The organism is Streptomyces spongiae (assembly GCF_009377185.1).
In the GTDB taxonomy this organism is placed as follows: domain Bacteria; phylum Actinomycetota; class Actinomycetes; order Streptomycetales; family Streptomycetaceae; genus Streptomyces; species Streptomyces spongiae.
Window position 1 is genome coordinate 1 of sequence record NZ_VJZC01000107.1, and the last position, 22,956, is coordinate 22,956.

The 22,956-nt window shown below is 70.3% G+C and carries 18 protein-coding genes; 11 read left to right on the forward strand and 7 right to left on the reverse strand.

Annotated features, from left to right (window positions below; translation table 11 throughout):
- Positions 1-92 precede the first annotated feature (92 nt).
- Positions 93-3,278, reverse strand: coding sequence for an isoleucine--tRNA ligase (gene ileS, locus FNH08_RS17255; RefSeq protein ID WP_152772378.1), 3,186 nt, complete (start codon positions 3,276-3,278; stop codon positions 93-95).
- A gap of 639 nt (positions 3,279-3,917) precedes the next feature.
- Here ileS and FNH08_RS17265 point away from each other — a divergent pair.
- The 5 genes from FNH08_RS17265 (at position 3,918) to FNH08_RS17285 (ending at position 8,039) form a co-directional block, all read left to right on the forward strand.
- Positions 3,918-5,075 (forward strand): TraR/DksA family transcriptional regulator, encoded by a 1,158-nt coding sequence (locus tag FNH08_RS17265; RefSeq protein WP_152772379.1) that lies wholly within the window; start codon positions 3,918-3,920, stop codon positions 5,073-5,075.
- Between the two features lie 77 nt (positions 5,076-5,152).
- The gene (gene lspA / locus FNH08_RS17270; RefSeq protein WP_322724697.1) at positions 5,153-5,737 is read left to right on the forward strand and encodes a signal peptidase II; all 585 of its coding nucleotides are present in this window, start codon (positions 5,153-5,155) and stop codon (positions 5,735-5,737) included.
- 74 nt (positions 5,738-5,811) lie between these two features.
- Positions 5,812-6,756: an RluA family pseudouridine synthase gene (locus FNH08_RS17275; RefSeq protein ID WP_322724699.1), complete on the forward strand. Its 945-nt coding sequence runs from the start codon at positions 5,812-5,814 to the stop codon at positions 6,754-6,756.
- A complete protein-coding gene (locus tag FNH08_RS17280) occupies positions 6,753-7,220 on the forward strand; it encodes a GNAT family N-acetyltransferase (protein ID WP_152772380.1) in 468 nt (155 codons plus the stop codon). The genes FNH08_RS17275 and FNH08_RS17280 overlap by 4 nt, the downstream gene beginning before the upstream one ends.
- Before the next feature lie 78 nt (positions 7,221-7,298).
- A complete protein-coding gene (locus FNH08_RS17285; RefSeq protein WP_152772381.1) occupies positions 7,299-8,039 on the forward strand; it encodes an SDR family NAD(P)-dependent oxidoreductase in 741 nt (246 codons plus the stop codon).
- Positions 8,040-8,087: 48 nt separating this feature from the next.
- On the opposite strand, the gene FNH08_RS17290 is transcribed toward FNH08_RS17285, so the two are convergent.
- Positions 8,088-9,227 (reverse strand): mechanosensitive ion channel family protein, encoded by a 1,140-nt coding sequence (locus FNH08_RS17290; RefSeq protein ID WP_152772382.1) that lies wholly within the window; start codon positions 9,225-9,227, stop codon positions 8,088-8,090.
- Positions 9,228-9,370: 143 nt separating this feature from the next.
- On the opposite strand from FNH08_RS17290, the gene FNH08_RS17295 reads away from it, so the two are divergent.
- Positions 9,371-9,940, forward strand: coding sequence for a dienelactone hydrolase family protein (locus tag FNH08_RS17295; RefSeq protein WP_152772383.1), 570 nt, complete (start codon positions 9,371-9,373; stop codon positions 9,938-9,940).
- A gap of 22 nt (positions 9,941-9,962) precedes the next feature.
- Here FNH08_RS17295 and FNH08_RS17300 read toward each other — a convergent pair whose 3' ends face one another.
- From FNH08_RS17300 to FNH08_RS17315, 4 genes are all read right to left on the reverse strand, one after another.
- The gene (locus FNH08_RS17300) at positions 9,963-11,621 is read right to left on the reverse strand and encodes an alkaline phosphatase D family protein (protein WP_322724701.1); all 1,659 of its coding nucleotides are present in this window, start codon (positions 11,619-11,621) and stop codon (positions 9,963-9,965) included.
- A gap of 131 nt (positions 11,622-11,752) precedes the next feature.
- On the reverse strand, positions 11,753-12,550 hold the full coding sequence (locus tag FNH08_RS17305) for a DsbA family protein (protein WP_152772384.1): 798 nt from the start codon (positions 12,548-12,550) through the stop codon (positions 11,753-11,755).
- Positions 12,551-12,660: 110 nt separating this feature from the next.
- Positions 12,661-13,347 (reverse strand): hypothetical protein, encoded by a 687-nt coding sequence (locus FNH08_RS17310; RefSeq protein ID WP_152772385.1) that lies wholly within the window; start codon positions 13,345-13,347, stop codon positions 12,661-12,663.
- 66 nt (positions 13,348-13,413) lie between these two features.
- The gene (locus tag FNH08_RS17315) at positions 13,414-14,739 is read right to left on the reverse strand and encodes a DUF2252 domain-containing protein (RefSeq protein WP_152772386.1); all 1,326 of its coding nucleotides are present in this window, start codon (positions 14,737-14,739) and stop codon (positions 13,414-13,416) included.
- A gap of 300 nt (positions 14,740-15,039) precedes the next feature.
- Here FNH08_RS17315 and dnaE point away from each other — a divergent pair, with 300 nt between their 5' ends.
- Complete coding sequence (gene dnaE, locus FNH08_RS17320; protein ID WP_322724702.1) at positions 15,040-18,579, forward strand: DNA polymerase III subunit alpha; 3,540 nt, start codon at positions 15,040-15,042, stop codon at positions 18,577-18,579.
- Between the two features lie 90 nt (positions 18,580-18,669).
- On the opposite strand, the gene FNH08_RS50780 is transcribed toward dnaE, so the two are convergent.
- Complete coding sequence (locus tag FNH08_RS50780; protein WP_194238512.1) at positions 18,670-18,837, reverse strand: hypothetical protein; 168 nt, start codon at positions 18,835-18,837, stop codon at positions 18,670-18,672.
- A 223-nt stretch (positions 18,838-19,060) separates the two neighbouring features.
- Here FNH08_RS50780 and FNH08_RS17325 point away from each other — a divergent pair, with 223 nt between their 5' ends.
- From FNH08_RS17325 to FNH08_RS17340, 4 genes are all read left to right on the forward strand, one after another.
- Positions 19,061-20,278 (forward strand): NYN domain-containing protein, encoded by a 1,218-nt coding sequence (locus FNH08_RS17325; RefSeq protein ID WP_322724704.1) that lies wholly within the window; start codon positions 19,061-19,063, stop codon positions 20,276-20,278.
- Between the two features lie 162 nt (positions 20,279-20,440).
- Complete coding sequence (locus FNH08_RS17330) at positions 20,441-21,457, forward strand: ABC transporter ATP-binding protein (RefSeq protein WP_322724706.1); 1,017 nt, start codon at positions 20,441-20,443, stop codon at positions 21,455-21,457.
- Positions 21,458-21,521: 64 nt separating this feature from the next.
- Entirely contained in the window at positions 21,522-22,343 is an 822-nt protein-coding gene (locus FNH08_RS17335; RefSeq protein WP_407704394.1) for an ABC transporter permease, read from the forward strand.
- A gap of 34 nt (positions 22,344-22,377) precedes the next feature.
- A partial coding sequence (locus tag FNH08_RS17340) for an AAA family ATPase (RefSeq protein ID WP_322724707.1) occupies positions 22,378-22,956 on the forward strand: 579 nt, incomplete at its 3' end.

A 22,956-nucleotide genomic window follows, 5' to 3' on the forward strand; every position in this document is an offset into this window, starting at 1 on the left:
GGTTCCGAAAGGAACCCGGGCCCTCAGCGCCCTTTAGGGGCGCGGGGAACTGCGCGACCAGCCACAGACGGCCGGCAGTCGATGAACCGCCCTCAGCCGATCTTGCGCAGACGGAACGTCAACGAGAGCCCTTCATCAGTGAAAGGCGCACCATACGAATCGTCCGCCCCGCCGGAGGCGAAGTCCGTGGCGAGGACCTCGTCGGCGATCAGCCCTGAGTGCTCGGACAGGGCCTCGGCAACGGCGGGGTCACCGGAGGTCCACCGCAGGGCGATCCGGTCGGCCACGTCCAGGCCGCTGTTCTTGCGGGCCTCCTGGATCAGACGGATCGCGTCACGGGCGAGGCCCGCGCGGCGCAGGTCCTCGGTGATCTCCAGGTCCAGGGCCACCGTGGCACCGGAGTCGGACGCCACGGACCAGCCCTCGCGCGGGGTCTCGGTGATGATCACCTCGTCCGGGGACAGGGTGACCGTCTCGCCGTCGACCTCGACCGAGGCCGTGCCCTCGCGCAGGGCGAGGGACAGGGCGGCCGCGTCGGCGTTCGCGACGGCCTTGGCCACGTCCTGGACCCGCTTGCCGAAGCGCTTGCCCAGCGCACGGAAGTTCGCCTTCGCCGTGGTGTCCACCAGTGAGCCCCCGACCTCGCTCAGCGACGCGAGGGAGCTCACGTTCAGCTCCTCCGTGATCTGCGTGTGCAGCTCGGGGTTCAGCGAAGCGAAGCCGGCCACCGCCACCAGCGCGCGCGACAGCGGCTGACGCGTCTTGACGCCCGACTCCGCGCGCGTGGCACGGCCCAGCTCCACGAGCCGGCGCACCAGCACCATCTGCTTCGACAGCTCCGGGTCGATGGCGGAGAGGTCCGCCTCCGGCCAGGAGGCCAGATGCACCGATTCCGGGGCGCCCGGGGTCACCGGCGTGACCAGGTCCTGCCAGACCCGCTCGGTGATGAACGGGGTCAGCGGGGCCATCAGCTTCGTGACCGTCTCGACGACCTCGTGGAGCGTGCGCAGAGCCGCCTTGTCGCCCTGCCAGAAGCGGCGGCGCGAGCGGCGTACGTACCAGTTGGACAGGTCGTCGACGAAGGCCGACAGGAGCTTGCCGGCGCGCTGGGTGTCGTACGTGTCGAGGGCCTGGGTCACCTGGTCGGTGAGCGCGTGGAGCTCCGACAGCAGCCAGCGGTCCAGGACCGGGCGGTCGGCCGGGGCGGGGTCGGCCGCGGACGGCGCCCAGTTCGACGTGCGCGCGTACAGGGCCTGGAAGGCGACCGTGTTCCAGTACGTGAGGAGCGTCTTGCGGACGACCTCCTGGATGGTGCCGTGGCCCACGCGGCGGGCCGCCCACGGGGAGCCGCCGGCCGCCATGAACCAGCGGACCGCGTCGGCGCCGTGCTGGTCCATGAGCGGGATCGGCTGCAGGATGTTGCCCAGGTGCTTGGACATCTTGCGGCCGTCCTCGGCGAGGATGTGGCCGAGGCACACGACGTTCTCGTACGAGGACTTGTCGAAGACGAGCGTGCCGACCGCCATCAGCGTGTAGAACCAGCCGCGGGTCTGGTCGATGGCCTCGCAGATGAACTGCGCCGGGTAGCGGGCCTCGAACAGTTCCTTGTTCTTGTACGGGTAGCCCCACTGCGCGAACGGCATCGAACCCGAGTCGTACCAGGCGTCGATCACCTCCGGTACGCGGGTGGCCGCGGCGCCGCAGCCGTCCTCGGGGCACGCGAAGGTGACCTCGTCGATGTACGGGCGGTGCGGGTCGAGGCCCGACTGGTCGGTGCCGGTCAGCTCGGTCAGCTCGGTGAGGGAGCCGACGCAGGTGAGGTGGTCGTCCTCGCAGCGCCAGATCGGCAGGGGGGTGCCCCAGTAGCGGTTGCGGGACAGGGCCCAGTCGATGTTGTTGTTCAGCCAGTCCCCGTAGCGGCCGTGCTTGACCGAGTCCGGGAACCAGTTGGTCTTCTCGTTCTCCTGGAGGAGGCGGTCCTTGGCGGCCGTGGTGCGGATGTACCAGGACGGCTGCGCGTAGTAGAGGAGCGCGGTGTGGCAGCGCCAGCAGTGCGGGTAGCTGTGCTCGTACGGGATGTGCTTGAAGAGCAGACCACGCTGCTGGAGGTCTTCGGTGAGCTTCTCGTCCGCCTTCTTGAAGAAGATCCCCCCGACCAGGGGGACGTCCTCCTCGAACGTGCCGTCGGGGCGGACCGGGTTCACCACCGGCAGGCCGTACGCGCGGCAGACCCTGAGGTCGTCCTCGCCGAAGGCGGGGGACTGGTGGACCAGACCCGTACCGTCCTCGGTCGTGACGTACTCGGCGTTGACGACGTAGTGGGTGGCGGTCTCGTCCGGGCTGTGCTTGTCGGTTCCCTCGCTGGCGCTCGGGAACTCCACGAGCTCGAACGGACGTTGATAGGACCAGCGCTCCATTTCGGCGCCCGTGAAGGTCTGGCCGGTGGTCTCCCAGCCCTCGCCGAGGGCCTTGGCGACGAGCGGCTCGGCGACGACGAGCTTCTCCTCGCCGTCCGTCGCGACCACATAGGTGACGTCGGCGTGGGCGGCGACCGCGGTGTTGGACACCAGCGTCCACGGCGTGGTCGTCCACACCAGGAGCGCGGCCTCGCCCGCGAGCGGACCGGAGGTGAGCGGGAAACGGACGTACACCGAGGGGTCGACGACCGTCTCGTAGCCCTGCGCCAGCTCGTGGTCCGACAGGCCCGTGCCGCAGCGCGGACACCAGGGGGCGACGCGGTGGTCCTGGACCAGCAGGCCCTTGTTGAAGATCTCCTTGAGCGACCACCAGACCGACTCGATGTACCCGGGGTCCATCGTGCGGTAGGGGTCGTCCAGGTCGGTCCAGAAGCCCATGCGGGTCGTGAGCTCTTCGAAGGCGTCGGTGTGCCGGGTCACGGACTCGCGGCACTTCGCGTTGAACTCGGCGATGCCGTACGCCTCGATGTCCTGCTTGCCGCTGAAGCCGAGCTCCTTCTCGACCGCCAGCTCCACCGGGAGGCCGTGGCAGTCCCAGCCGGCCTTGCGGGCCACGTGGTAGCCGCGCATGGTGCGGAAGCGGGGGAAGACGTCCTTGAAGACGCGGGCCTCGATGTGGTGGGCGCCCGGCATGCCGTTCGCGGTGGGCGGGCCCTCGTAGAACACCCACTCGGGGCGGCCCTCGGACTGCTCCAGGCTCTTGGCGAAGATCTTCTGCTCGCGCCAGAAGTCGAGCACCGCGTGCTCGAGCGCGGGCAGGTCGACCTGGGCGGGCACCTGGCGGTACGTCGGCGCTGTCATCAGCGAGCTTCCTCCAACGGACTTTCTGCCTTCCGTCGGAGGGACGAGAGCCTTCTTTCTCCGGACGCCGTGTGCGGCGCGCTCCCGCGGTACCACCCTCCTTGGCTCCCCGGTGCCTCGTGCGCACCGGCGAACCCCCTCATTGGGGTCGCGAAGCCGGTTCTACTCGCCGCTGTCGCGCGCCCGGCTGCTGTGCTGCCTGGCTCACGTCGGCTTTCCTCCGGCGGCTCCGGGGTGATCTTCACGTCGCGCTCGCCCCCGGGCTTCCACCGTCCCCGGGTCGCTCATGGCTGCGTACGGCGCTACTCGTCCCCATCCACGCTTTTCGCTCCGCCCAGTGTACGGCGCCCCGGGGACAGTGGCCGACCGGATTTCCGACGCGGTGGGGGCACCGCGCGGTGGTGGCCGTCCCCGCCTGCGGGCTGACCCGAATGGCACCGGTCCGGCGTCCGGATCCTGGGACGCCCCGTCCGGCGGATTACCTGGCGGGGAGCTGGGCACAACGCATGCAGGCTCGCCGCGGGGCAGGCGCGGGGCGGGCGAATCGGGCGGTGCGCCCCGTTGCCGCGGGACTCAAGTCGATTTATCGTCCCAGCACGATTCGCGAGCAAGATCACAGTATGTGAAGGGGCCGCGACCATGGTGGCGAAGAAGACCGCCGTACAGCAGTCGGCGTCCGGGAGACCCATGGCCGCGGATGCCTCCGGCGGCGTGGCGGCCAAGGGCCTCGGCGGCAGGAAGAGCACGCGGAAGGCCGCCGGTGGACGCGCGGCCAGGCCCGTGAAGACGGTGCGAGCGGTGACGCCGGGGAGTACGGCTGCGGCTGCCGCTACGGAGAGGCAGGCGACCGCTACCGGGAGGGCGGGGGCCGTCCAAGCAGGCACTACGAAGAACGCGGCCAAGAACGCGGCCAGGAAACAGGGCACTACGAGGACGGCCGGCGCCGAGCCGGGAGCGGCGAAGTCGGCCGCCGCGAAGGCGGCCGCTGGGGAGGCCACCGGGGCGGGTGGCGGAAAAGCGGGTACTACGAAGGCGGCGGCCAGGAAAGCGGGTGCCAAGAAGGTGGCGACTTCGAGAGCGGCTGTTTCGAAGAAGGCGGGTGGGGAGGAAGGGGTCGGCAGACCCATGGGTGACAAGGAGGCCGGCAGGAAGGCGGCGGCGAAGAAGGCCACCGCGAAGCGGCCTGCCGCCGAGAAGCGCGCCGCAGCCACCACAGGCACCGGGAAACGCGCCTCCACCAAAGGCGCGTCCAAGAAGAGCACGGCCAAGAAGGCGGGTGCGGCCCAGGCCGCGAAGACGACGGGAGCCACGACAGTGGTTGCGAAGAAGACTCCTGGAACGGCCACGGCGGCGAAGAAGCCCACGGCAGTGCCCAAGGCGCGGCTCGCGGCGGTGGAACCCGGCGAGCTCGCGGTACGCCCCGGTGAGGACCCCTGGACCACGGAGGAGGTCGACGAGGCCCGTGCGGAACTGCAGTCCGAGGCGATGCGGCTGCACGCCGAGCTGGACAACTCCGAGCGCTCCCTCGCCGGCCTGATGCGGGACTCCGGGGACGGTGCGGGCGACGACCAGGCCGACACCGGCACCAAGAACATCACGCGCGAGCACGAGATGGCGCTGGCCCACAACGCGCGCGAGATGCTCGACCAGACCGAGCGAGCCCTGGAACGGCTCGACGCGGGCACGTACGGGCTCTGCGAGAACTGCGGCAACCCGATCGGCAAGGCGCGCATGCAGGCCTTCCCCCGGGCCACCCTGTGCGTCGAGTGCAAGCAGAAGCAGGAACGCCGCTACTGAATGCCGACTGAGCACGTGGCCCCCGGGGTGGTGTCGTACTCTCGTCCTCAGTCAGGAACCTAGGTCGAAGGACTCACGTGGCAGAGGCGGAGCGCATCATCGGTACGCCGGACATCCCCGAGTCGGCGGGAGCCGAGCCGGAGCACGGCACGGCGGGCGAGACCGAGCAGCCCAGGGGCCGGCGTCGGATCGCCGTGCTGTTCGCCGTCGCCCTGTTCGCGTACGCCCTGGACCTGGTCAGCAAGATGATCGTGGTCGCCAAGCTGGAACACCACGAGCCGATCGAGATCATCGGGGAGTGGCTGAAGTTCGAGGCGATCCGCAACGCGGGCGCGGCCTTCGGCTTCGGTGAGGCATTCACCATCATCTTCACCGTGATCGCGGCATCCGTGATCGTGGTGATCATCCGTCTCGCGCGCAAGCTCTACAGCCTTCCCTGGGCCGTCGCGCTCGGGCTCCTGCTCGGTGGCGCGCTGGGTAACCTCACCGACCGGATCTTCCGCTCGCCCGGCGTCTTCGAGGGAGCGGTGGTCGACTTCATCGCCCCCAAGGGCTTCGCCGTCTTCAACCTCGCCGACTCCGCGATCGTCTGCGGCGGCATCCTGATCGTGCTGCTGTCCTTCCGGGGCCTGGACCCGGACGGGACCGTCCACAAGGACTGAGCGGCAAGGGCGGCGGGGGAGTTGTCCACAGGGTCTGGTCCGGGGTGTCCGACCCGTCCGGCATACTCGACCGGGTGAGCACGATTCCCGAGATCCGTACCCTGCCCGTGCCCGACGGACTGGAGGGCGAGCGCGTCGACGCCGCCATCTCCCGCATGTTCGGGTTCTCCCGTACCAAGGCCGCCGAGCTGGCCGCGGCAGGCAAGGTGCTGGTCGACGGCACGGTCGTCGGCAAGTCCGAGAGGGTGACCGGCGGGTCCTGGCTGGAGGTCGAGATGCCGCAGGCGCCCGCGCCGGTGCAGATCGTCGCCGAGCCGGTCGAGGGCATGGAGATCGTGCACGACGACGATGACGTGGTCGTGATCGTCAAGCCCGTCGGGGTCGCGGCCCACCCGAGCCCCGGCTGGAGTGGCCCCACGGTCATCGGCGGGCTCGCCGCCGCCGGGTACCGGATCTCGACGTCGGGCGCCGCCGAGCGGCAGGGCATCGTCCACCGGCTCGACGTGGGCACGTCGGGTCTGATGGTGGTGGCCAAGTCGGAGTACGCGTACACGTTCCTGAAGCGCCAGTTCAAGGAGCGCACGGTCGACAAGCGCTACCACGCGCTGGTCCAGGGCCACCCCGACCCGACTAGCGGCACGATCGACGCACCCATCGGCCGGCACCCGAACCACGACTACAAGTGGGCGGTCACGGCCGACGGCAAGCCGTCCGTCACGCACTACGACCTGGTCGAGGCGTTCCGCGCCGCCTCCCTGCTCGACATCAAGCTGGAGACCGGACGCACCCACCAGATCCGCGTCCACATGGCGGCCCACCGGCACCCGTGCGTGGGCGACCTGACGTACGGCGCCGACCCGACGCTCGCCAAGCGGCTCGGGATCACCCGCCAGTGGCTGCACGCGGTAAGGCTCGGCTTCGAGCACCCCGGCGACGGGCGGTGGGTCGAGTTCGAGAGCGACTACCCCGAGGATCTGCAGAAGGCCCTGGACCAGGTCCACGAGGAGACGTACGCATGAGCCCGTCGTACGCGGTACGGGTCGCGGACAACCCCACCGACCGTGAGGCGTGCTTCGCGGTGCGCAAGGAGGTCTTCGTCGTCGAACAGGGTGTCCCTCAGGACATCGAGTACGACGCGTACGACGCCGACGCCGTGCACGTGCTGGCCGTGCGGGACGACGGGGTGCCGCTCGGCACGGGGCGGCTGCTGTACGGGGAGGCCGCCGCGGCGAAGACCGACGGTGACCTCACCGTGGGCTCGCTCGGGCGGCTCGCCGTGACGCGCGAGGCGCGCGGGCTGGGCGTCGGGGTCGCGCTGGTGCGGGCCATCGAGGAGGCGGCCCGCGCGCGTGGGCTGGCGGCGGTGGACCTGCACGCGCAGACGCATGCCCTCGGGTTCTACGAGCGGTTGGGGTACGTGGTGTACGGCGCCGAGTTCCCCGATGCGGGGATACCGCATCGTGCGATGCGGCGCCCTCTGTAGCTCGGGTGCCCGGGGGTGGGCTGTTTTCCCACCCATGGCGTCGATCGTTTCGGGAACCGGCTTTTGTACGATCGCCTTATGGCTCGCAATGTGGTGATCAGTGGTGGTGGTACGGGGATCGGGCTCGCGGCGGCGCAGGCCTTCGCCGCGGACGGGGACCGGGTCCTCCTGGTCGGGCGGCGGGGCGAGGTGCTGGAGAAGACCGGGGTGCCGGGGGCGCTGACGTACGCGGCCGATCTCAGCAAGCCCAGCGGCGTACGCGGGGTGGAGCGGTTCGTGGCCGCGGAGTTCGGCACCGTGGACGTGCTGATCCACAGTGCCGGAGGCTCCGGGAGCCTGGAGCCCAAGGTGGACAGCGATGAGCCGCTCGACGTCGTCCTGCACAACTGGACCCTCAACTTCGGGCTCAACACCCTGACCGCGGTCCTGCTCACCGAGGCGCTGAAGGACCGGCTGGCCGACCCCGGCGGCCGTGTGCTGTTCCTCAGCTCCATCGCCGCCTACCGGGGCTCGGGCAGCGGTGCGTACGCCGCGTCCAAGGCCGCGCTGCACCCGTACGCCTTCGATCTGGCACGGGAGTTGGGACCGCGCGGCATCACCGTGAACCTGGTGGCGCCCGGCTACATCGAGGACACCGAGTTCTTCGGCGGGGCGATGGACGAGGAGCGCAGGGCGCGGCTCGTCGCGGAGACCTCGACCGGGCGGGCGGGTACCCCGGGCGACGTCGCGAGCACGCTGCACTGGCTCGCCTCGCACGCCGCCGGGCACGTCACCGCGCAGATCATCCAGGTCAACGGCGGTGCGGAACGCGGGCACTGAGCCGGGGGCCGGCGCGGGTGCCCGCGCGCCGCGTACTCAGTCCCGTACTCAGCCCCGGCCCGGCCCCGTGCGCGGCACCTCGTGGGCGCGGCCCCGGGTCACGCGGAAGGGGACGCCGTCCGCTCGCCCGTCGGGGTGGCCGTCGAGGCGCTGCGGGGGCAGCGTCGCGTCGGCCGTGTTGACGCGGGGAAGGGCGTAGGCGTGCTCCTGGACGAGCCAGTCGATCAGCTGTTCGCGGACCTCTACGCGCACCGTCCACAGGTCGTCCGGGTCCTTCGCCGTCACCAGCGCGCGCACCTCCATGGTGGTGGGGGTCGAGTCGGTGACGGTCAGGTTGTAGGCGCGGCCGTCCCAGGCCGGGCACTCGCGCAGGATGTCACGGAGCTTCTCGCGCATCGCGGGCATCGGGGCCGAGTGGTCGACGTGGAAGAAGACCGTGCCGGTCATCTGGACGCCGCCCCGGGACCAGTTCTCGAACGGCTTCGACGTGAAGTAGGACACGGGCATCGTGAAGCTGCGCTCGTCCCACGTGCGCACCGTCAGGAACGTCAGCGTGATCTCTTCGACCGTGCCCCACTCGCCCTCCACCACGACCACGTCGCCGAGCCGCACCATGTCGCCGAAGGCGATCTGCAGCCCCGCGAAGAGGTTGCTGAGCGTGGACTGGGCAGCGATACCGGCGACGATGCCCAGGAGCCCGGCGGAGGCCAGCAGCGAGGCACCGGCCGCGCGCATCGCCGGGAACGTCAGCAACATCGCCGCGACCGCCACCACGCCGACGACCGCGGTGACGACGCGCATGATCAGCGTCACCTGTGTCCGCACGCGGCGGATCCGCGCCGGGTCGCGGTGCCTGCTCGCGTACCGGGTGTACGTGGTCTCGACGATGGCGGCCGCGATGCTGATCACCAGCCACGCGGCCGACCCGATGAGGACCAGCGTCAGGATCCGGCCGATCGCCGTCCGGTGGTCCGCGAGGAAGTCCACCTGGTCGTACGAGCCTCTCAGCGCGGCCGTGCACATCACGAGCTGGAAGGGGACGCGGCCGCGGCGGAGCAGGCCCCACAGAGGCGTCTCGCTGTGCCGCTCGTCGGCCTTGGCCAGCAGGCGGTCCACGGCCCACCCCAGGAGCAGAGCGAGCACGACCGAGCCGCCGAGGACGATCAGGGGGCGCAGTACGTTCTCCATGCCTCCGAACGTAACCGGCTTCGCGGGGTCATGAACATGTGACTTCGCCCCCATTGTGGGTACGGCGCCCACCCCGACCCGGCTCACGCCGACCAGGGCGGTCCGTGGCCCGTGCTGTCGTAGCCGGCTGGCACCATGAACGTATGGACATCATGCTCTTCCACTCGACCCATGGCCTCAGACCCGCGGTGCGCGACGCGGCGGACCGGCTGCGCGCCGCCGGACACGAGGTGTGGACGCCGGACCTCTTCGAGGGGCGGACGTTCGACACGGTCGAGGAGGGCATGGCCTTCAAGGACGGGATCGGGAAGGACGAGTTGCTCAAGCGGGCCGTCCTGGCCGCCGCGCCGTACTCGGACCGGGGGCTCGTGTACGCGGGCTTCTCGTTCGGCGCCGCGACCGCGCAGACTCTGGCGCTCGGCGACGAGAAGGCCCGCGGGCTGCTGCTCCTGCACGGCACGTCGGACATCGCCGAGACCGCCTCGGTGGACGAACTGCCCGTCCAGCTGCACGTCGCCGAGCCCGACCCCTTCGAGCCGGACGACTGGCTGAGCGCCTGGTACCTGCGGATGCGTGCGATCGGCGCGGACGTCGAGGTCTTCCGGTACCGCGGGGCGGGGCACCTCTACACCGACCCCGACCTGCCCGACCACGACGGGGAGGCCGCCGAGGCCACCTGGAAGGTGGCGCTCGGCTTCCTCGAAACCCTGTGACCCGAGCCGTGCCCGGGTCCGCTCAGACCGGGTCGTACGTGCGCTCCACCTTCTGCGTGCCGCTGCGCGTGCGGTACGAGCGGGCCCAGGACGAGGTCGCCGTGGCCTTCGTCCGGTCGGACAGCACGTAGTAGTCCATCTGCGCGCGCTCGGCGGTGATGTCGAGGACGCCGTAGCCGTGCCGGTCGGTGTCGACCCAGTGGACGTGCCGGTTGGCGGCGCGGATCAGTGGGGAGGCCAGCGCCGTGCCGGTGCCCTCGGGGACCTTGAGGATGTCGTCGATGTTGTCGGAGGTGACCGAGGTGACCACGAACTCCGTGGCGGCCGAGGCGGACAGCGGGTAGGTACCGGCGTTCAGCGGCACGTCGTTGGCCCACGCCATGTGGATGTCGCCGGTGAGGAAGACCGTGTTGCGGATCGCGTTGTCGCGCAGGTGGGCGAGGAGTTCACGGCGGTCGTCGGTGTAGCCGTCCCACTGGTCGGGGATGAGGGCGAGGCCCTCCCGGGGCAGTCCGAGGAGTTCGGCGAGCGGCTTCAGGAGGTCGGCGGTCAGTGACCCGATGGCGAACGGGGAGATCATCACCGAGTTGCCGACCAGCCGCCAGGTCGTGTCCGATGCCTTCAGCCCGGCCTTCAGCCAGTCGAGCTGGGCGCGGCCGGTGATCGTACGGTCCGGGTCGTCGACCTCGCCGTCACCGACCGACACCTGCTGGGAGCGGAACGAACGCAGGTCGAGCAGCGAGAGGTCGGCCAGCTTGCCGAAACGCAGCCGGCGGTAGGTGGTGCCCGCGATCGCCGGGCGCACCGGCATCCACTCGAAGTACGCCTGCTTGGCCGCTGCCTGGCGGGCCGCCCAGGTGCCCTCCGCGCCCTCGGTGTGGTTCTGGGCGCCGCCCGACCAGGCGTCGTTGGCCATCTCGTGGTCGTCCCAGATGGCTATCACCGGGGCCGTGGCGTGCAGAGACTGGAGATCCGGGTCGGTCTTGTAACGGCCGTGCCGGGTGCGGTAGTCGGCGAGCGTGAGGATCTCGTGCGTGGGCGCGTGCGGGCGTACGACGGTGTCACGCGTGCCGTACTCGCCGGTGCCGTACTCGTAGATGTAGTCGCCCAGGTGCAGCCATGCGTCCAGGTCGCCGCGCGTGGCCAGATGGCGGTACGAGGCGAAGTAGCCGCCCTCCCAGTTGGCGCAGGAGACCACGCCGAAGCGCAGGGAGGCCACGGCGGCGTCGGCTGCCGGGGCGGTGCGGGTGCGGGCGGCGGGGGAGTCGGTGCCGCCGGCGGAGAAGCGGAACCAGTAGTCGGTGGCGGGGGCGAGACCGCGGATGTCCGCCTTCACCGTGTGGTCGGAGGCGGCCGTGACGGTGGTCGAGCCCTTGGCGACGATGTTCGTGAACGCCTTGTCCAGGGCGACGGTCCAGCTCACCTCGACGGCCGGGCCGAGCCCGGAGCCGGGCACCGCCTCCGGAACGGGCGTGACCCGGGTCCACAGCAGGACGCCGTCGGGCAGCGGATCGCCGGAGGCGACGCCGTGCAGGAAGGCGGGTGCCTGGGCGGCCCGGGCGGGGATCGCGGCGGCCAGCGGGGCCGCGAGGGCGGCGCCTGCCGCGGCGGCCTTGACGACCGTACGGCGGCTCGGCGCGGGAGAGTCGGGGCTGGCGTGGGATCTGATGCGACTGGTCACGGCCGGAGATTACTGATGGGTAAGGGCTCTCCGTAAGACGGCGGACATGAAGTGCGGGCGAACTGTGAGGAGTTCGCCCGCGCTTCGGCCGTGCGTCTGTCGTGTGTCAGCCGGCCCGCCCCGGGCGCGGACTACTTGGTGACGCCCGCGTCCTTGAGAGCCGTCTCCCACTGGGCGACCGTGGACGGGTTGTCGATCGTCTTGTCGTTGATCTTGATGGTCGGGGTCGACTTGATGCCGTCGTCGTCGAAGGACTTGCTCATCTTCATCGCCCAGGCGTCGTAGGTGCCCTTCTCGACGGCGCTCTGGAACGTCTTGTTGTTCTTCAGCGCGTCGACCGTGTTGGCCACCTTGATCAGGTAGCTGTCCTTGGAGAACTCGTCGGTCGACTCCTCCGGGTGGTACTTGGTCGAGTACAGCGCGGTCTTGTACTCCAGGAACGCGTCGGTGCTGACGTTCAGCGCGGCGCCGAGCGCGCTCAGCGCCTTCTTGGAGCCCTCGCCGCCGAGGTTGCCGTCGAGGAAGGTGCCGAGGGTGAAGGAGAGCTTGTAGGTGCCGTCCTTCATGCCCTTGTTGACGGTCTCGCCGACGGTCTGTTCGAACTGGGCGCAGGCCGGGCAGCGTGGGTCCTCGTAGAGGTGGATCGTGTTCTTGGACTTGGAGTCGCCGACCACGACGGTGGTGCCGTTCTTGCCCGAGGTGTTGGCGGGGGCGACCACCTTCGCGTCGGCGGCCTCCTCCCACTTGGTGGGCTTGTTGTTCTGCACGACGGCGTACCCGACGCCGCCGGCTATCGCGAGGACCGCGACCATCGAACCGGCGACGACGAGCTGCCGCCTGACCTTGGCACGCTTGGCCTGGCGCTCGCGCTCCTCGCGCAGGCGCTCACGGGCCGCCCTCTTCGCCTCCTGGCTGTTCCGCTTGCTCATGTTGGTGATCTCCATATGGGACGCGCACACGTCGTACGCGGGATACGTGTGGGGGACTACTTGTGCTCAGTGCTGTCGGCGCCGCTCAGGCGCGACCGGGGGGCTGTCGCTCAGGCGACAGCGACCGAGCACGGCGGTCCACGCCGTCCCAGGGAGTGCGCGTACAGGAGGGTGCGCGCGGTGGCCGTACGGAGCACGGAGCGCGGCATCCGGAGCCGGGCCGGTGCGAGCCGTACCGTCACCGCCGCGACGGCCATCAGCAGCGGCCGGAAGGTCGCCGCGACGGCCGCGCCCAGCAGCTGGGCCAGCGCCCGCTCGCCACGCCGCAGCCAGGCGGCCGCGAGGAGCCCGACGCCGACGTGGGCGGCGAGCAGCAGCCAGGCGGCGGCCGGGTCGGCGTTGGCGAGGAGGGAGGCCGCCCGGCCGGAGTCGCCGGTGACCCGCGTCAGCGGGCCGCCCACGCTGCCGCCACCGCACAGCACGTCGAGGCCGACCTGGCGCAGCGGGCCCGCGACAGGGCCGCCGGCCCGGCCGTAACAGGCGTGCTGGCCCGCTGTGAACACCGTGTCGGCGGCCAGCTCCAGGGGGATCAGCAGCGCCGCGATCCTCCCGAAGCCGCGCTCGCGGCCCGCCAGCGCGTACGCGACGGCGAAGACGGCACCCGCGAGCGCGGCCACCGTGGTCAGGGGCAGCGGGGCCCGCGACAGCAGCACGTGCGACGCGGTGCTGAGCGTCACGACGAATGCCGTGAACAGCGCCGCGCGTACGGCTCTGAGGCGGGTCCCGGATATGTCCATGGCGTTGCAGAGTCTCCCACGAACTCACGTAAGGGACCCCTAAAGGTCCCCTGTGAGCGTGTGGTCCTAGAGGCCGGGGATCCGGCCGTTGCGGAACAGGTCCACGAAGATCTGGTGGTCCGCACGTGCGCGTGCCCCGTACTCGTGTGCGAAGTCCACCAGGAGAGGTGCGAAGCCGTCCTCGTCGGCAGCGATCGCCGCGTCGATGGCCCGCTCCGTGGAGAACGGCACCAGGGACTGGCCGGACAGGTCGTCCGCGGCGGCGTGCATGGTGGCCGTCGCCCGGCCCAGATCGCCGACGACCGCCGCGATCTCCTCCGGGTCGTCGATGTCGCCCCAGTCCAGGTCCACCGCGTACGGCGAGACCTCGGCGACCAGCTGGCCCGCGCCGTCCAGCTCGGTCCAGCCCAGCCACGGGTCGGCGTGCGCCTGGAGGGCGCGCTGCGAGATCACCGTGCGGTGGCCCTCGTGCTGGAAGTAGCCACGGATCGCCGCGTCCGTGATGTGGCGGGAGACGGCCGGGGTCTGGGCCTGCTTGATGTAGATCACCACATCGTTCTCCAGGGCGTCCGTGGCGCCCTCCAGGAGGATGTTGTACGACGGCAGGCCCGCGGAGCCGATGCCGATGCCGCGGCGGCCGACGACGTCCTTCACGCGGTACGAGTCGGGGCGGGCGAGCGACGACTCCGGGAGTGTCTCCAGGTAGCCGTCGAAGGCCGCCAGGACCTTGTAGCGGGTGGCAGCGTCCAGCTCGATGGAACCGCCGCCGGGTGCGAAGCGGCGCTCGAAGTCACGGATCTCCGTCATAGAGTCCAGCAGCCCGAAGCGGGTCAGCGAGCGGGCGTCGCGCAGCGCGTCCAGCAGCGGGCCCTGGGCGGTGTCCAGCGTGAAGGGCGGCACCTCGTCGCTCTTGGCGCCGGTCGCGATGGCGTGGACGCGCTCGCGGTACGCGCCCGCGTACACCCGCACCAGCTCGGTGATCTGCTCGTCGCCGAGCGCCTTCGCGTACCCGATCAGGGCCACGGAGGCCGCGAAGCGCTTCAGGTCCCAGGTGAAGGGGCCCACGTACGCCTCGTCGAAGTCGTTGACGTTGAAGATCAGGCGGCCCGTGGCGTCCATGTACGTGCCGAAGTTCTCCGCGTGCAGGTCGCCGTGGATCCACACGCGCGAGGTGCGGTCGTCCAGGAACGGGCCGCCCCGCTTCTCCTGATCGAGATCGTGGTAGAAGAGGCACGCCGTGCCCCGGTAGAAGGCGAAGGCGGACGCGGCCATCTTCCGGAACTTCACACGGAAGGCGGCCGGGTCGGCGGCCAGGAGGTCGCCGAAGGCGGTGTCGAAGACGGCGAGGATCTGCTCGCCGCGTTGCTCGGCGCTGAGCTGCGGAACCGACATCGCTGGGTGCCTCCTGGTGCAGGTGGTGGTGTGTGACATGTGTGGCGGATGTGCCTTCTGAGGGGAAGAGTCCCCTGGTTCTTTTCAACGTCCGACGGTACGCGGGAGTGCCCGCGACTCCCGGATGAAGGTACGGGGGAGACCGCTCCGAGTGTCAGTGCCGAGGCATAGACTTCGACGCTGTCCCCCAGACTGTCCGCAGCCTGTCGGACCCTCGTCGACCTACGCCCACCCGTCACCCGACCACCGCCCCTCAACGAGGCGCTCCGCGCCGCACCCGTTCATTTGGAGGCCGAAGCCGTGTCAAAGCCGCCGTTCACGCACCTGCACGTCCACACCCAGTACTCGCTGCTGGACGGTGCCGCGCGGCTGAAGGACATGTTCAACGCGTGCAACGAGATGGGCATGACCCACATCGCCATGTCCGACCACGGCAATCTCCACGGGGCGTACGACTTCTTCCATTCCGCGAAGAAGGCCGGAGTCACCCCGATCATCGGGATCGAGGCGTACATCGCCCCCGAGTCGCGGCGCAACAAGCGCAAGATCAAGTGGGGCCAGCCGCACCAGAAGCGCGACGACGTCTCCGCGAGCGGTTCGTACACCCACCTGACCATGTGGTCGACGAACAAGACAGGTCTGCACAACCTCTTCCGGCTCTCCTCCGACTCCTATGCCGAAGGCTGGCTGCAGAAGTGGCCCCGGATGGACAAGGAGTCCCTCTCCCAGTGGTCCGACGGGATCGTCGCCTCCACCGGCTGCCCCTCCGGCGAAGTCCAGACCCGGCTGCGCCTCGGCCAGTTCGACGAGGCCCTCAAGGCGGCCGCCGACTACCAGGACATCTTCGGCAAGGACCGCTTCTTCCTGGAGCTGATGCAGCACGGACTCGAGCTCGAGAGCCGGGTGCGTGACGATCTGCTGGAGGTCGGCAGGAAGCTCAACATCCCGCCGCTGGTCACCAACGACTCGCACTACACGTACGCGCACGAGGCGACCGCCCACGACGCCCTGCTGTGCATCCAGACCGGCAAGAACCTCTCCGACCCGGACCGCTTCAAGCTGGACGGCGGTGGCTACTACCTCAAGAGCACCGAGGAGATGTACGCCCTGGAGAACTCGGACATCTGGCGCCAGGGCTGTGACAACACACGGCTCATCGCCGAGATGGTCGACACCACCGGCATGTTCGAGGCCAAGAACCTCATGCCGAAGTTCGACATCCCCGAGGGCTTCACCGAGGTCACCTGGTTCCAGGAGGAGGTCCGCCGCGGCATGGCGCGCCGCTTCAGCGGCAACGTCCCCGAGGACCGCCAGAAGCAGGCCGAGTACGAGATGGACGTCATCATCCAGATGGGGTTCCCGGGGTACTTCCTCGTCGTCGCCGACTTCATCATGTGGGCCAAGGAGCAGGGCATCGCGGTCGGCCCGGGCCGTGGTTCCGCGGCCGGTTCGATCGTCGCGTACGCCATGGGCATCACCGACCTCGACCCCATCCCGCACGGTCTGATCTTCGAGCGGTTCCTCAACCCCGAGCGCGTCTCGATGCCCGATGTCGACATCGACTTCGACGAGCGTCGGCGCGTCGAGGTGATCCGGTACGTGACGGAGAAGTACGGCGCCGACAAGGTCGCCATGATCGGCACGTACGGCAAGATCAAGGCGAAGAACGCGATCAAGGACTCCGCGCGCGTGCTGGGCTATCCGTACGCGATGGGCGACCGGCTCACCAAGGCGATGCCCGCCGACGTCCTCGGCAAGGGCATCGACCTGAACGGCATCACCGATCCCTCGCACCCGCGCTACAGCGAGGCCGGCGAGATCCGGGGGATGTACGAGAACGAGCCCGACGTGAAGAAGGTCATCGACACCGCCAAGGGCGTCGAGGGCCTGGTCCGTCAGATGGGTGTGCACGCCGCCGGCGTCATCATGTCCAGCGAGCCCATCGTCGACCACGCCCCGATCTGGGTACGGCACACCGACGGCGTGACCATCACACAGTGGGACTACCCCCAGTGCGAGTCGCTCGGCCTGCTGAAGATGGACTTCCTGGGCCTGCGCAACCTCACGATCATGGACGACGCCATCAAGATGGTGAAGGCCAACAAGGGCGTCGACCTGGAGATGCTCTCCCTCCCGCTGGACGACCCCAAGACCTTCGAACTGCTCTGCCGCGGTGACACCCTCGGCGTCTTCCAGTTCGACGGCGGCCCCATGCGCTCGCTGCTCCGCCAGATGCAGCCCGACAACTTCGAGGACATCTCCGCCGTCTCGGCCCTCTACCGGCCGGGCCCGATGGGCATGAACTCGCACATCAACTACGCCGAGCGCAAGAACGGCCGCCAGGAGATCACGCCGATCCACAAGGAGCTGGAGGAGCCGCTCAAGGAGGTCCTGGACGTCACCTACGGCCTGATCGTCTACCAGGAGCAGGTGCAGAAGGCCGCCCAGATCATCGCCGGCTACTCACTCGGCGAAGCCGACATCCTCCGCCGCGTGATGGGCAAGAAGAAGCCCGAGGAACTGGCGAAGAACTTCACCATCTTCCAGGCCGGAGCCAAGAAGAACGGCTACAGCGACGAGGCGATCCAGGCCCTGTGGGACGTGCTGGTCCCCTTCGCCGGCTACGCCTTCAACAAGGCCCACTCGGCCGCGTACGGACTCGTCTCCTACTGGACCGGCTATCTCAAGGCGAACTACCCGGCCGAGTACATGGCCGCGCTGCTCACCTCGGTCAAGGACGACAAGGACAAGTCGGCCGTCTACCTGAACGAGTGCCGGCGCATGCGTATCAAGGTGCTGCCGCCGAACGTGAACGAGTCGGTCCACAACTTCGCCGCCCAGGGCGACGACGTGATCCTCTTCGGCCTGGAGGCCGTGCGCAACGTCGGTACGAACGTGGTCGAGTCGATCATCCGGTCCCGCAAGGCGAAGGGGAAGTACGCCTCCTTCCCCGACTACCTCGACAAGGTCGAGGCGGCCGCCTGCAACAAGCGCACCACGGAGTCGCTGATCAAGGCCGGCGCCTTCGACACCCTGGGCCACACCCGCAAGGGGCTGACCGCGCACTTCGAGCCGATGATCGACAACGTGGTCGCGGTCAAGCGCAAGGAGGCCGAGGGCCAGTTCGACCTGTTCGGCGGGATGGGCGAGGACGACAGCAGCGAGCCGGGCTTCGGGCTGGACGTGGACTTCGCCACCGACGAGTGGGACAAGACGTATCTGCTCGCCCAGGAGCGGGAGATGCTCGGTCTGTACGTCTCCGACCATCCCCTGTTCGGTCTTGAGCATGTGCTGGCGGACAAGGCGGACGCCGGTATCGCCCAGCTGACCGGGGGTGAGCACTCGGACGGGGCGGTGGTGACCATCGGTGGGATCATCTCCGGGCTCCAGCGCAAGATGACCAAGCAGGGCAACGCGTGGGCGATCGCGACGGTGGAGGACCTGGCGGGTTCCATCGAGTGCATGTTCTTCCCCGCCACGTACCAGCTGGTGTCGACGCAACTGGTCGAGGACGCGGTGGTGTTCGTCAAGGGACGGCTCGACAAGCGCGAGGACGTCCCCCGGCTGGTCGCGATGGAACTCCAGGTCCCCGACCTGTCGAACGCGGGCACCAACGCGCCCGTGATCCTCACCATCCCGGCCACGAGAGTCACGCCGCCCATGGTCAGCCGTCTCGGTGAGATCCTCAGCCACCACAGGGGCGACAGCGAGGTGCGGATCAAGCTCCAGGGGCCGACGAAGACGACGGTGCTGCGGCTCGACCGCCACCGGGTGAAGCCCGATCCGGCCCTCTTCGGCGATCTGAAGGTGCTGCTCGGGCCGTCCTGTCTCGCGGGCTGAGGACCGCGTACTGACGTGCGCGAGGGGCGCATCCGGAAAGGGATGCGCCCCTCGCTGTATGTCTGGGCCTCAACAGCCGGTGGCCGGGCCTCAGTTGTGACCGAAGCTCTTCTGCTTCTTACGGGCAACGTCGGCGGGGCTGTCCTGGGGGTGCGACATCGGCTCCATCGAGCTCCGCTGCGCCCGCTCCTCGGCCTGCTCGGCCTGCGGGCGGCGGTTCGGCTGGGCGCCCTGCTTGCGGTTCTTGTTCTTGGCCATGGTGCTCTGCCTCCTGTGGGGATCTAGGGGCCAGGGCCGCGACCAGATTCACATAGGGGGACACGTCGCGCATTTCGGAGAATTACCCTGCGTGACAAGCTCTGTCCGTGACCTCTGCGCCGATGCGCCACGCCGATGATCGAGTTCCGGCCGTTAACCTCCGCGCGGTCGGGCAGACTCGAAGGAAGCCCGAAGCAAACCTCCCGGAAAGAGGGTGGATCGCGTGGACCGCTGCATCGTCCTGGTGGACGCCGGGTATCTGCTCGGGGCTGCCGCCAGCCTTCTCGCCGGAGAACCCTCCCGCTCCCGGATCACCGTCGATCACGCCGCCCTCATCCAGGGACTGCGTGAGCGCGCCGAAGCCGACACCGAGCGGCCACTGCTGCGTATCTACTGGTTCGACGGCGCCCCCGACCGCGTACCGCAGCCCGAGCACCGCAGACTGCGCGTGATGCCACGCGTCACCGTACGGCTCGGTGCCCTGACCCGCAGTGACGGGCGATGGGCGCAGAAGGGCGTGGACGCCGCCATGCACGCCGAGCTCACCGAACTGGCGCGCAACCGGGCCTGCTCGGACATCGTGCTCGTGACCGGGGACGGCGACCTGCTGCCGGGCATGATGGCGGCCAAGGAACACGGGGTCGCCGTACACCTGTGGGCCGTGCAGGCCGCGGACGGCGACTACAACCAGTCCGAGGACCTGGTCGCCGAGGCCGACGAGCGGCGCGTGCTGGACCGGGCGTGGATCACCAAGGCGGTCCGGGCGAAGGACCTCGGCGGGGTGTGCGCCCCGCAGCCCGTGCCGCGGCCCGAGATCGCCGCGATCCTGTCGGCGCCGCTGCCGGAGTCGGCGCTCACCGCGTCCGAGCGGACCGCCGACGAGGCGGAGCACGCGGCCGCGGCCGCCGTGCCGCACAACGGGACGCAGGAGCGGGCCGCGGCGGCGTCCAAGGGAGTGCCGACGCCGAAGGACCTGGCGACCATGCGGGCGGCCGGCGCGCAGACCGCGCAGCATCCCGCGAACGCCACGCTGCGCTGGTCCTCCGACAAGGGGTGGGTGGAGCGCCCCGGAGTCGCCGCCGAGCCGGCTGAGGCCGCGTCCATGCCGACGCTGGCACAGCTCACCACGGCCGAGCAGCGGTGGGCGGACCGGGAGGAGGACATCACCACGGTCGGCGGCGATCCGTACGAGGTCGGGCAGGTGTTCGCACGGCGCTGGATGGCGCGGCTGACGGAGCAGGCACACCTGCAGAAGCTCTCCGGGATGTACCCGAGGATCCCGCACCGCGTGGACGGGGAGCTGCTGCGCTACGCCGCGCGGTTCGGGCTGCTCGCCCACAAGGACGATCAGATCGACGAGCACGACCGGTACGCCATCCGGGCCGGGTTCTGGCGGGAGATCGACGTACGGACGGCGGCGGCGCCCGTGCCCGGGGAGTGACCCGGACGCGGGTGGTGGGCCTGGGGCTGCGGGGACCGTGAGGCGGGGTGAGTCCGGGCGCGGTCCGGTGGCGATCGGGTAGCCGTTCGGTGGCGCCGGACATATGTGCATCGGGCGCCCCGGGGACCGACCCGGGTTCCGGACCCCGTAGGCTCGTTCCTCGTGAGCACGCGCACGGAACCCGGGAGCCGACACGGTGCGGATGTCGTGTGCGCGGTGCGGGGGCTGACGAAGACGTATCCGGCGGTGCGCGGACGGCGCGGGACGCCCGGAACGCCTGCCGTGCGGGCCAATGACGCCGTCGGGCTGGAGGTCCGGCGCGGGGAGATCTTCGGTCTGCTCGGGCCGAACGGGGCTGGGAAGTCGACGCTCGTCCGGCAGCTCACCGGACTGATGCGACCGGACGACGGCACGGTCGAGATCCTCGGGCACGACATCGTGCGGCACCCCGAGAGGGCCGCTCGGATCCTTGCGTACCTCGGGCAGGAGTCGACCGCTCTGGACGACCTGACCGTGTCGCTCGCCGCGGAGACGACCGGCCGGCTGCGCGGGCTCGATGTGCGGCGGGCCAGGGACGAGCGGGACGCCGTACTGGAGGAGCTGGGGCTCACGGCCCTCGCCCCGCGGCCGATCAGGAAGCTGTCGGGCGGCCAGCGGCGGCTGGCCTGCTTCGCCGCCGCACTGGTCGGTGAGCGGCCCCTGCTCGTCCTGGACGAGCCGACCACCGGCATGGACCCCGTCGCCCGGCGGGCCGTCTGGGCCGCCGTCGACCGGCGCCGGGCCGAACACGGCACCACCGTCCTGCTCGTCACCCACAACGTCATCGAGGCGGAGACCGTCCTCGACCGGGTAGCCGTCCTAGACCAGGGGCGGGTCATCGCCTGCGACACCCCGGGCGGCCTGAAGGAGAAGGTGGCGGGCGAGGTACGCGTCGAGCTGGTGTGGCGTGAGCGGGCGCCGCTGGACGTCCCCGAGGTCGCCGCGCTACGGTCCCGGGCCCTGGAGTCCGGGCGCCGCTGGACGCTGCGGCTCGCGCCCGAGGAGGCCCGCGCGGTGGTCGCCACGGTCACCGGCGGCGCGGCCTTCGTGGCCCTGGACGACTTCACGCTCGCCACGCCCAGCCTGGAGGACGTGTACCTGGCGCTGGGCGGCGACGCGCAGGGACTGGTGAAGGCGTGAACGCAACCGCGGCCGCAGCCGTACGAGACTGGGCGGCAGCCGGAGCGAAGAGGAGCAGCTCGACGTGAGTGTCGTACCCGTGGAGGTTCTGCCGGGCGGTGCCCTGGCCGTGGAGGAGCGTGCCGGGGCACCGGCCGCGCTCGGTCCGCGGGCGCGGCTGTGGCCGTCGCTGGGAGCCGTGTACCGGGCGCAGCTCTCGCGGGCGCGCGTCGCGCGGATCCCGCTGCTGTTCGTGGCGACCTTCCAGTCGATCGGGATCATGATCCTGATGCGGGGCGTCGTGGACGGCGGGGCCGAGGCCCAGGCAGTGGTCGCCGGGTCCGCCGTGCTCGTGGTCGCCTTCGTCGCACTGAACCTGCTCGCCCAGTACTTCGGGCAGCTGCGGGCCAGTGGCGGGCTCGACCACTACGCGACGCTGCCGGTGCCGCCCGCCGCTGTCGTTCTGGGTGCGGCGGGGGCGTACGCGTCGTTCACGGTGCCGGGGACGGTGGTGACCGCGGTCTTCGGGTGCGTGCTCTTCGGGCTACCGCTGGGGAACCTGTGGGTGCTCGTCGCGGTGATCCCGCTCGCGGGGGCCGCGTTGGCCGGTCTCGGGGCGGCGCTCGGCCTGCTGGCGCCGCGGCCGGAACTGGCCACGCTGTTGGGGCAGTTGGGCATGTCGGCGGCGCTGCTGCTCGGGGTCCTGCCGCCGGAACGGCTGCCGGGTGTGGTGGGGTTCGCGCGTGATCTGCTGCCGTCGACGTACGGTGTGGAGGCGTTCGCGCGGACCTTCGGGAGCGACCCGGACTGGGCGTTCGTGCTCGGTGATCTGGCCGTGTGCGCCGGAGTCGGGGTGGCCTCGCTGGCGGTCGCGACCTGGGCGTACCGCCGGGCGGCCGTCCGGTGACGCGTCGCACAGACGCGCCTGGCACGATGTCAGGGTGACCGCACCGCTGACTCCGCCTCCGCCGCCGAATGAACCGTCGCACGACCAGGCCCCGCTGTCCTCGCACAGTCCTTGGCAGGCGTCACCCGTTCCCGGGGTGGCCGCGTACGGACAGGACGGTGAACAGGACGGTCCCGGGATGAAGACCGAAGTGCGTCAGGCCGCGATCATCATGGTGGGGGTGGCGCTCGCGGGAGCGCTGCTCGGGGTGCTGTGGTGGTGGCTGGCGCCGCATGTGCCGTTGGTCTCCGACGGTGGCGCGGTGTATCTGCGGGACACCGAGGGGGAGCAGGCCGTCGGGGTGGACGGGACGTTCACGCTGCTGGCGCTGGGGTTCGGGGCCGTGAGCGCGCTCGTGGTGTTTCTCGTGCGGCGGCGTGGGGGTGTGCCGCTGGTGGTGGCGCTGGCGGTCGGGGGGCTGCTGGGTTCGTTGCTGGCCTGGCGGCTCGCGGTCTGGCTCGGGCCTGAGCAGGATGTTGCCGCGCATGCCAAGGAAGTGGGCGAGGGGGTGACGTTTTCGGCGCCGTTGAAGCTCGGGGCGAAGGGGGCGCTGCTCGCCTGGCCGTTGGCCGCG

Bases quoted from the DNA above. Each gene is read 5' to 3' on its own strand.
- FNH08_RS17305 (WP_152772384.1), bottom strand. From the start codon at position 12,550: ATGAGCAAGCGGAACAGCCAGGAGGCGAAGAGGGCGGCCCGTGAGCGC.
- ileS (WP_152772378.1), bottom strand. From the start codon at position 3,278: ATGACAGCGCCGACGTACCGCCAGGTGCCCGCCCAGGTCGACCTGCCC.
- FNH08_RS17290 (WP_152772382.1), bottom strand. From the start codon at position 9,227: ATGGAGAACGTACTGCGCCCCCTGATCGTCCTCGGCGGCTCGGTCGTG.
- FNH08_RS17315 (WP_152772386.1), bottom strand. From the start codon at position 14,739: ATGTCGGTTCCGCAGCTCAGCGCCGAGCAACGCGGCGAGCAGATCCTC.
- FNH08_RS17310 (WP_152772385.1), bottom strand. From the start codon at position 13,347: ATGGACATATCCGGGACCCGCCTCAGAGCCGTACGCGCGGCGCTGTTC.
- FNH08_RS17265 (WP_152772379.1), top strand. From the start codon at position 3,918: ATGGTGGCGAAGAAGACCGCCGTACAGCAGTCGGCGTCCGGGAGACCC.
- FNH08_RS17295 (WP_152772383.1), top strand. From the start codon at position 9,371: ATGGACATCATGCTCTTCCACTCGACCCATGGCCTCAGACCCGCGGTG.
- FNH08_RS17280 (WP_152772380.1), top strand. From the start codon at position 6,753: ATGAGCCCGTCGTACGCGGTACGGGTCGCGGACAACCCCACCGACCGT.
- FNH08_RS17285 (WP_152772381.1), top strand. From the start codon at position 7,299: ATGGCTCGCAATGTGGTGATCAGTGGTGGTGGTACGGGGATCGGGCTC.
- FNH08_RS50780 (WP_194238512.1), bottom strand. From the start codon at position 18,837: ATGGCCAAGAACAAGAACCGCAAGCAGGGCGCCCAGCCGAACCGCCGC.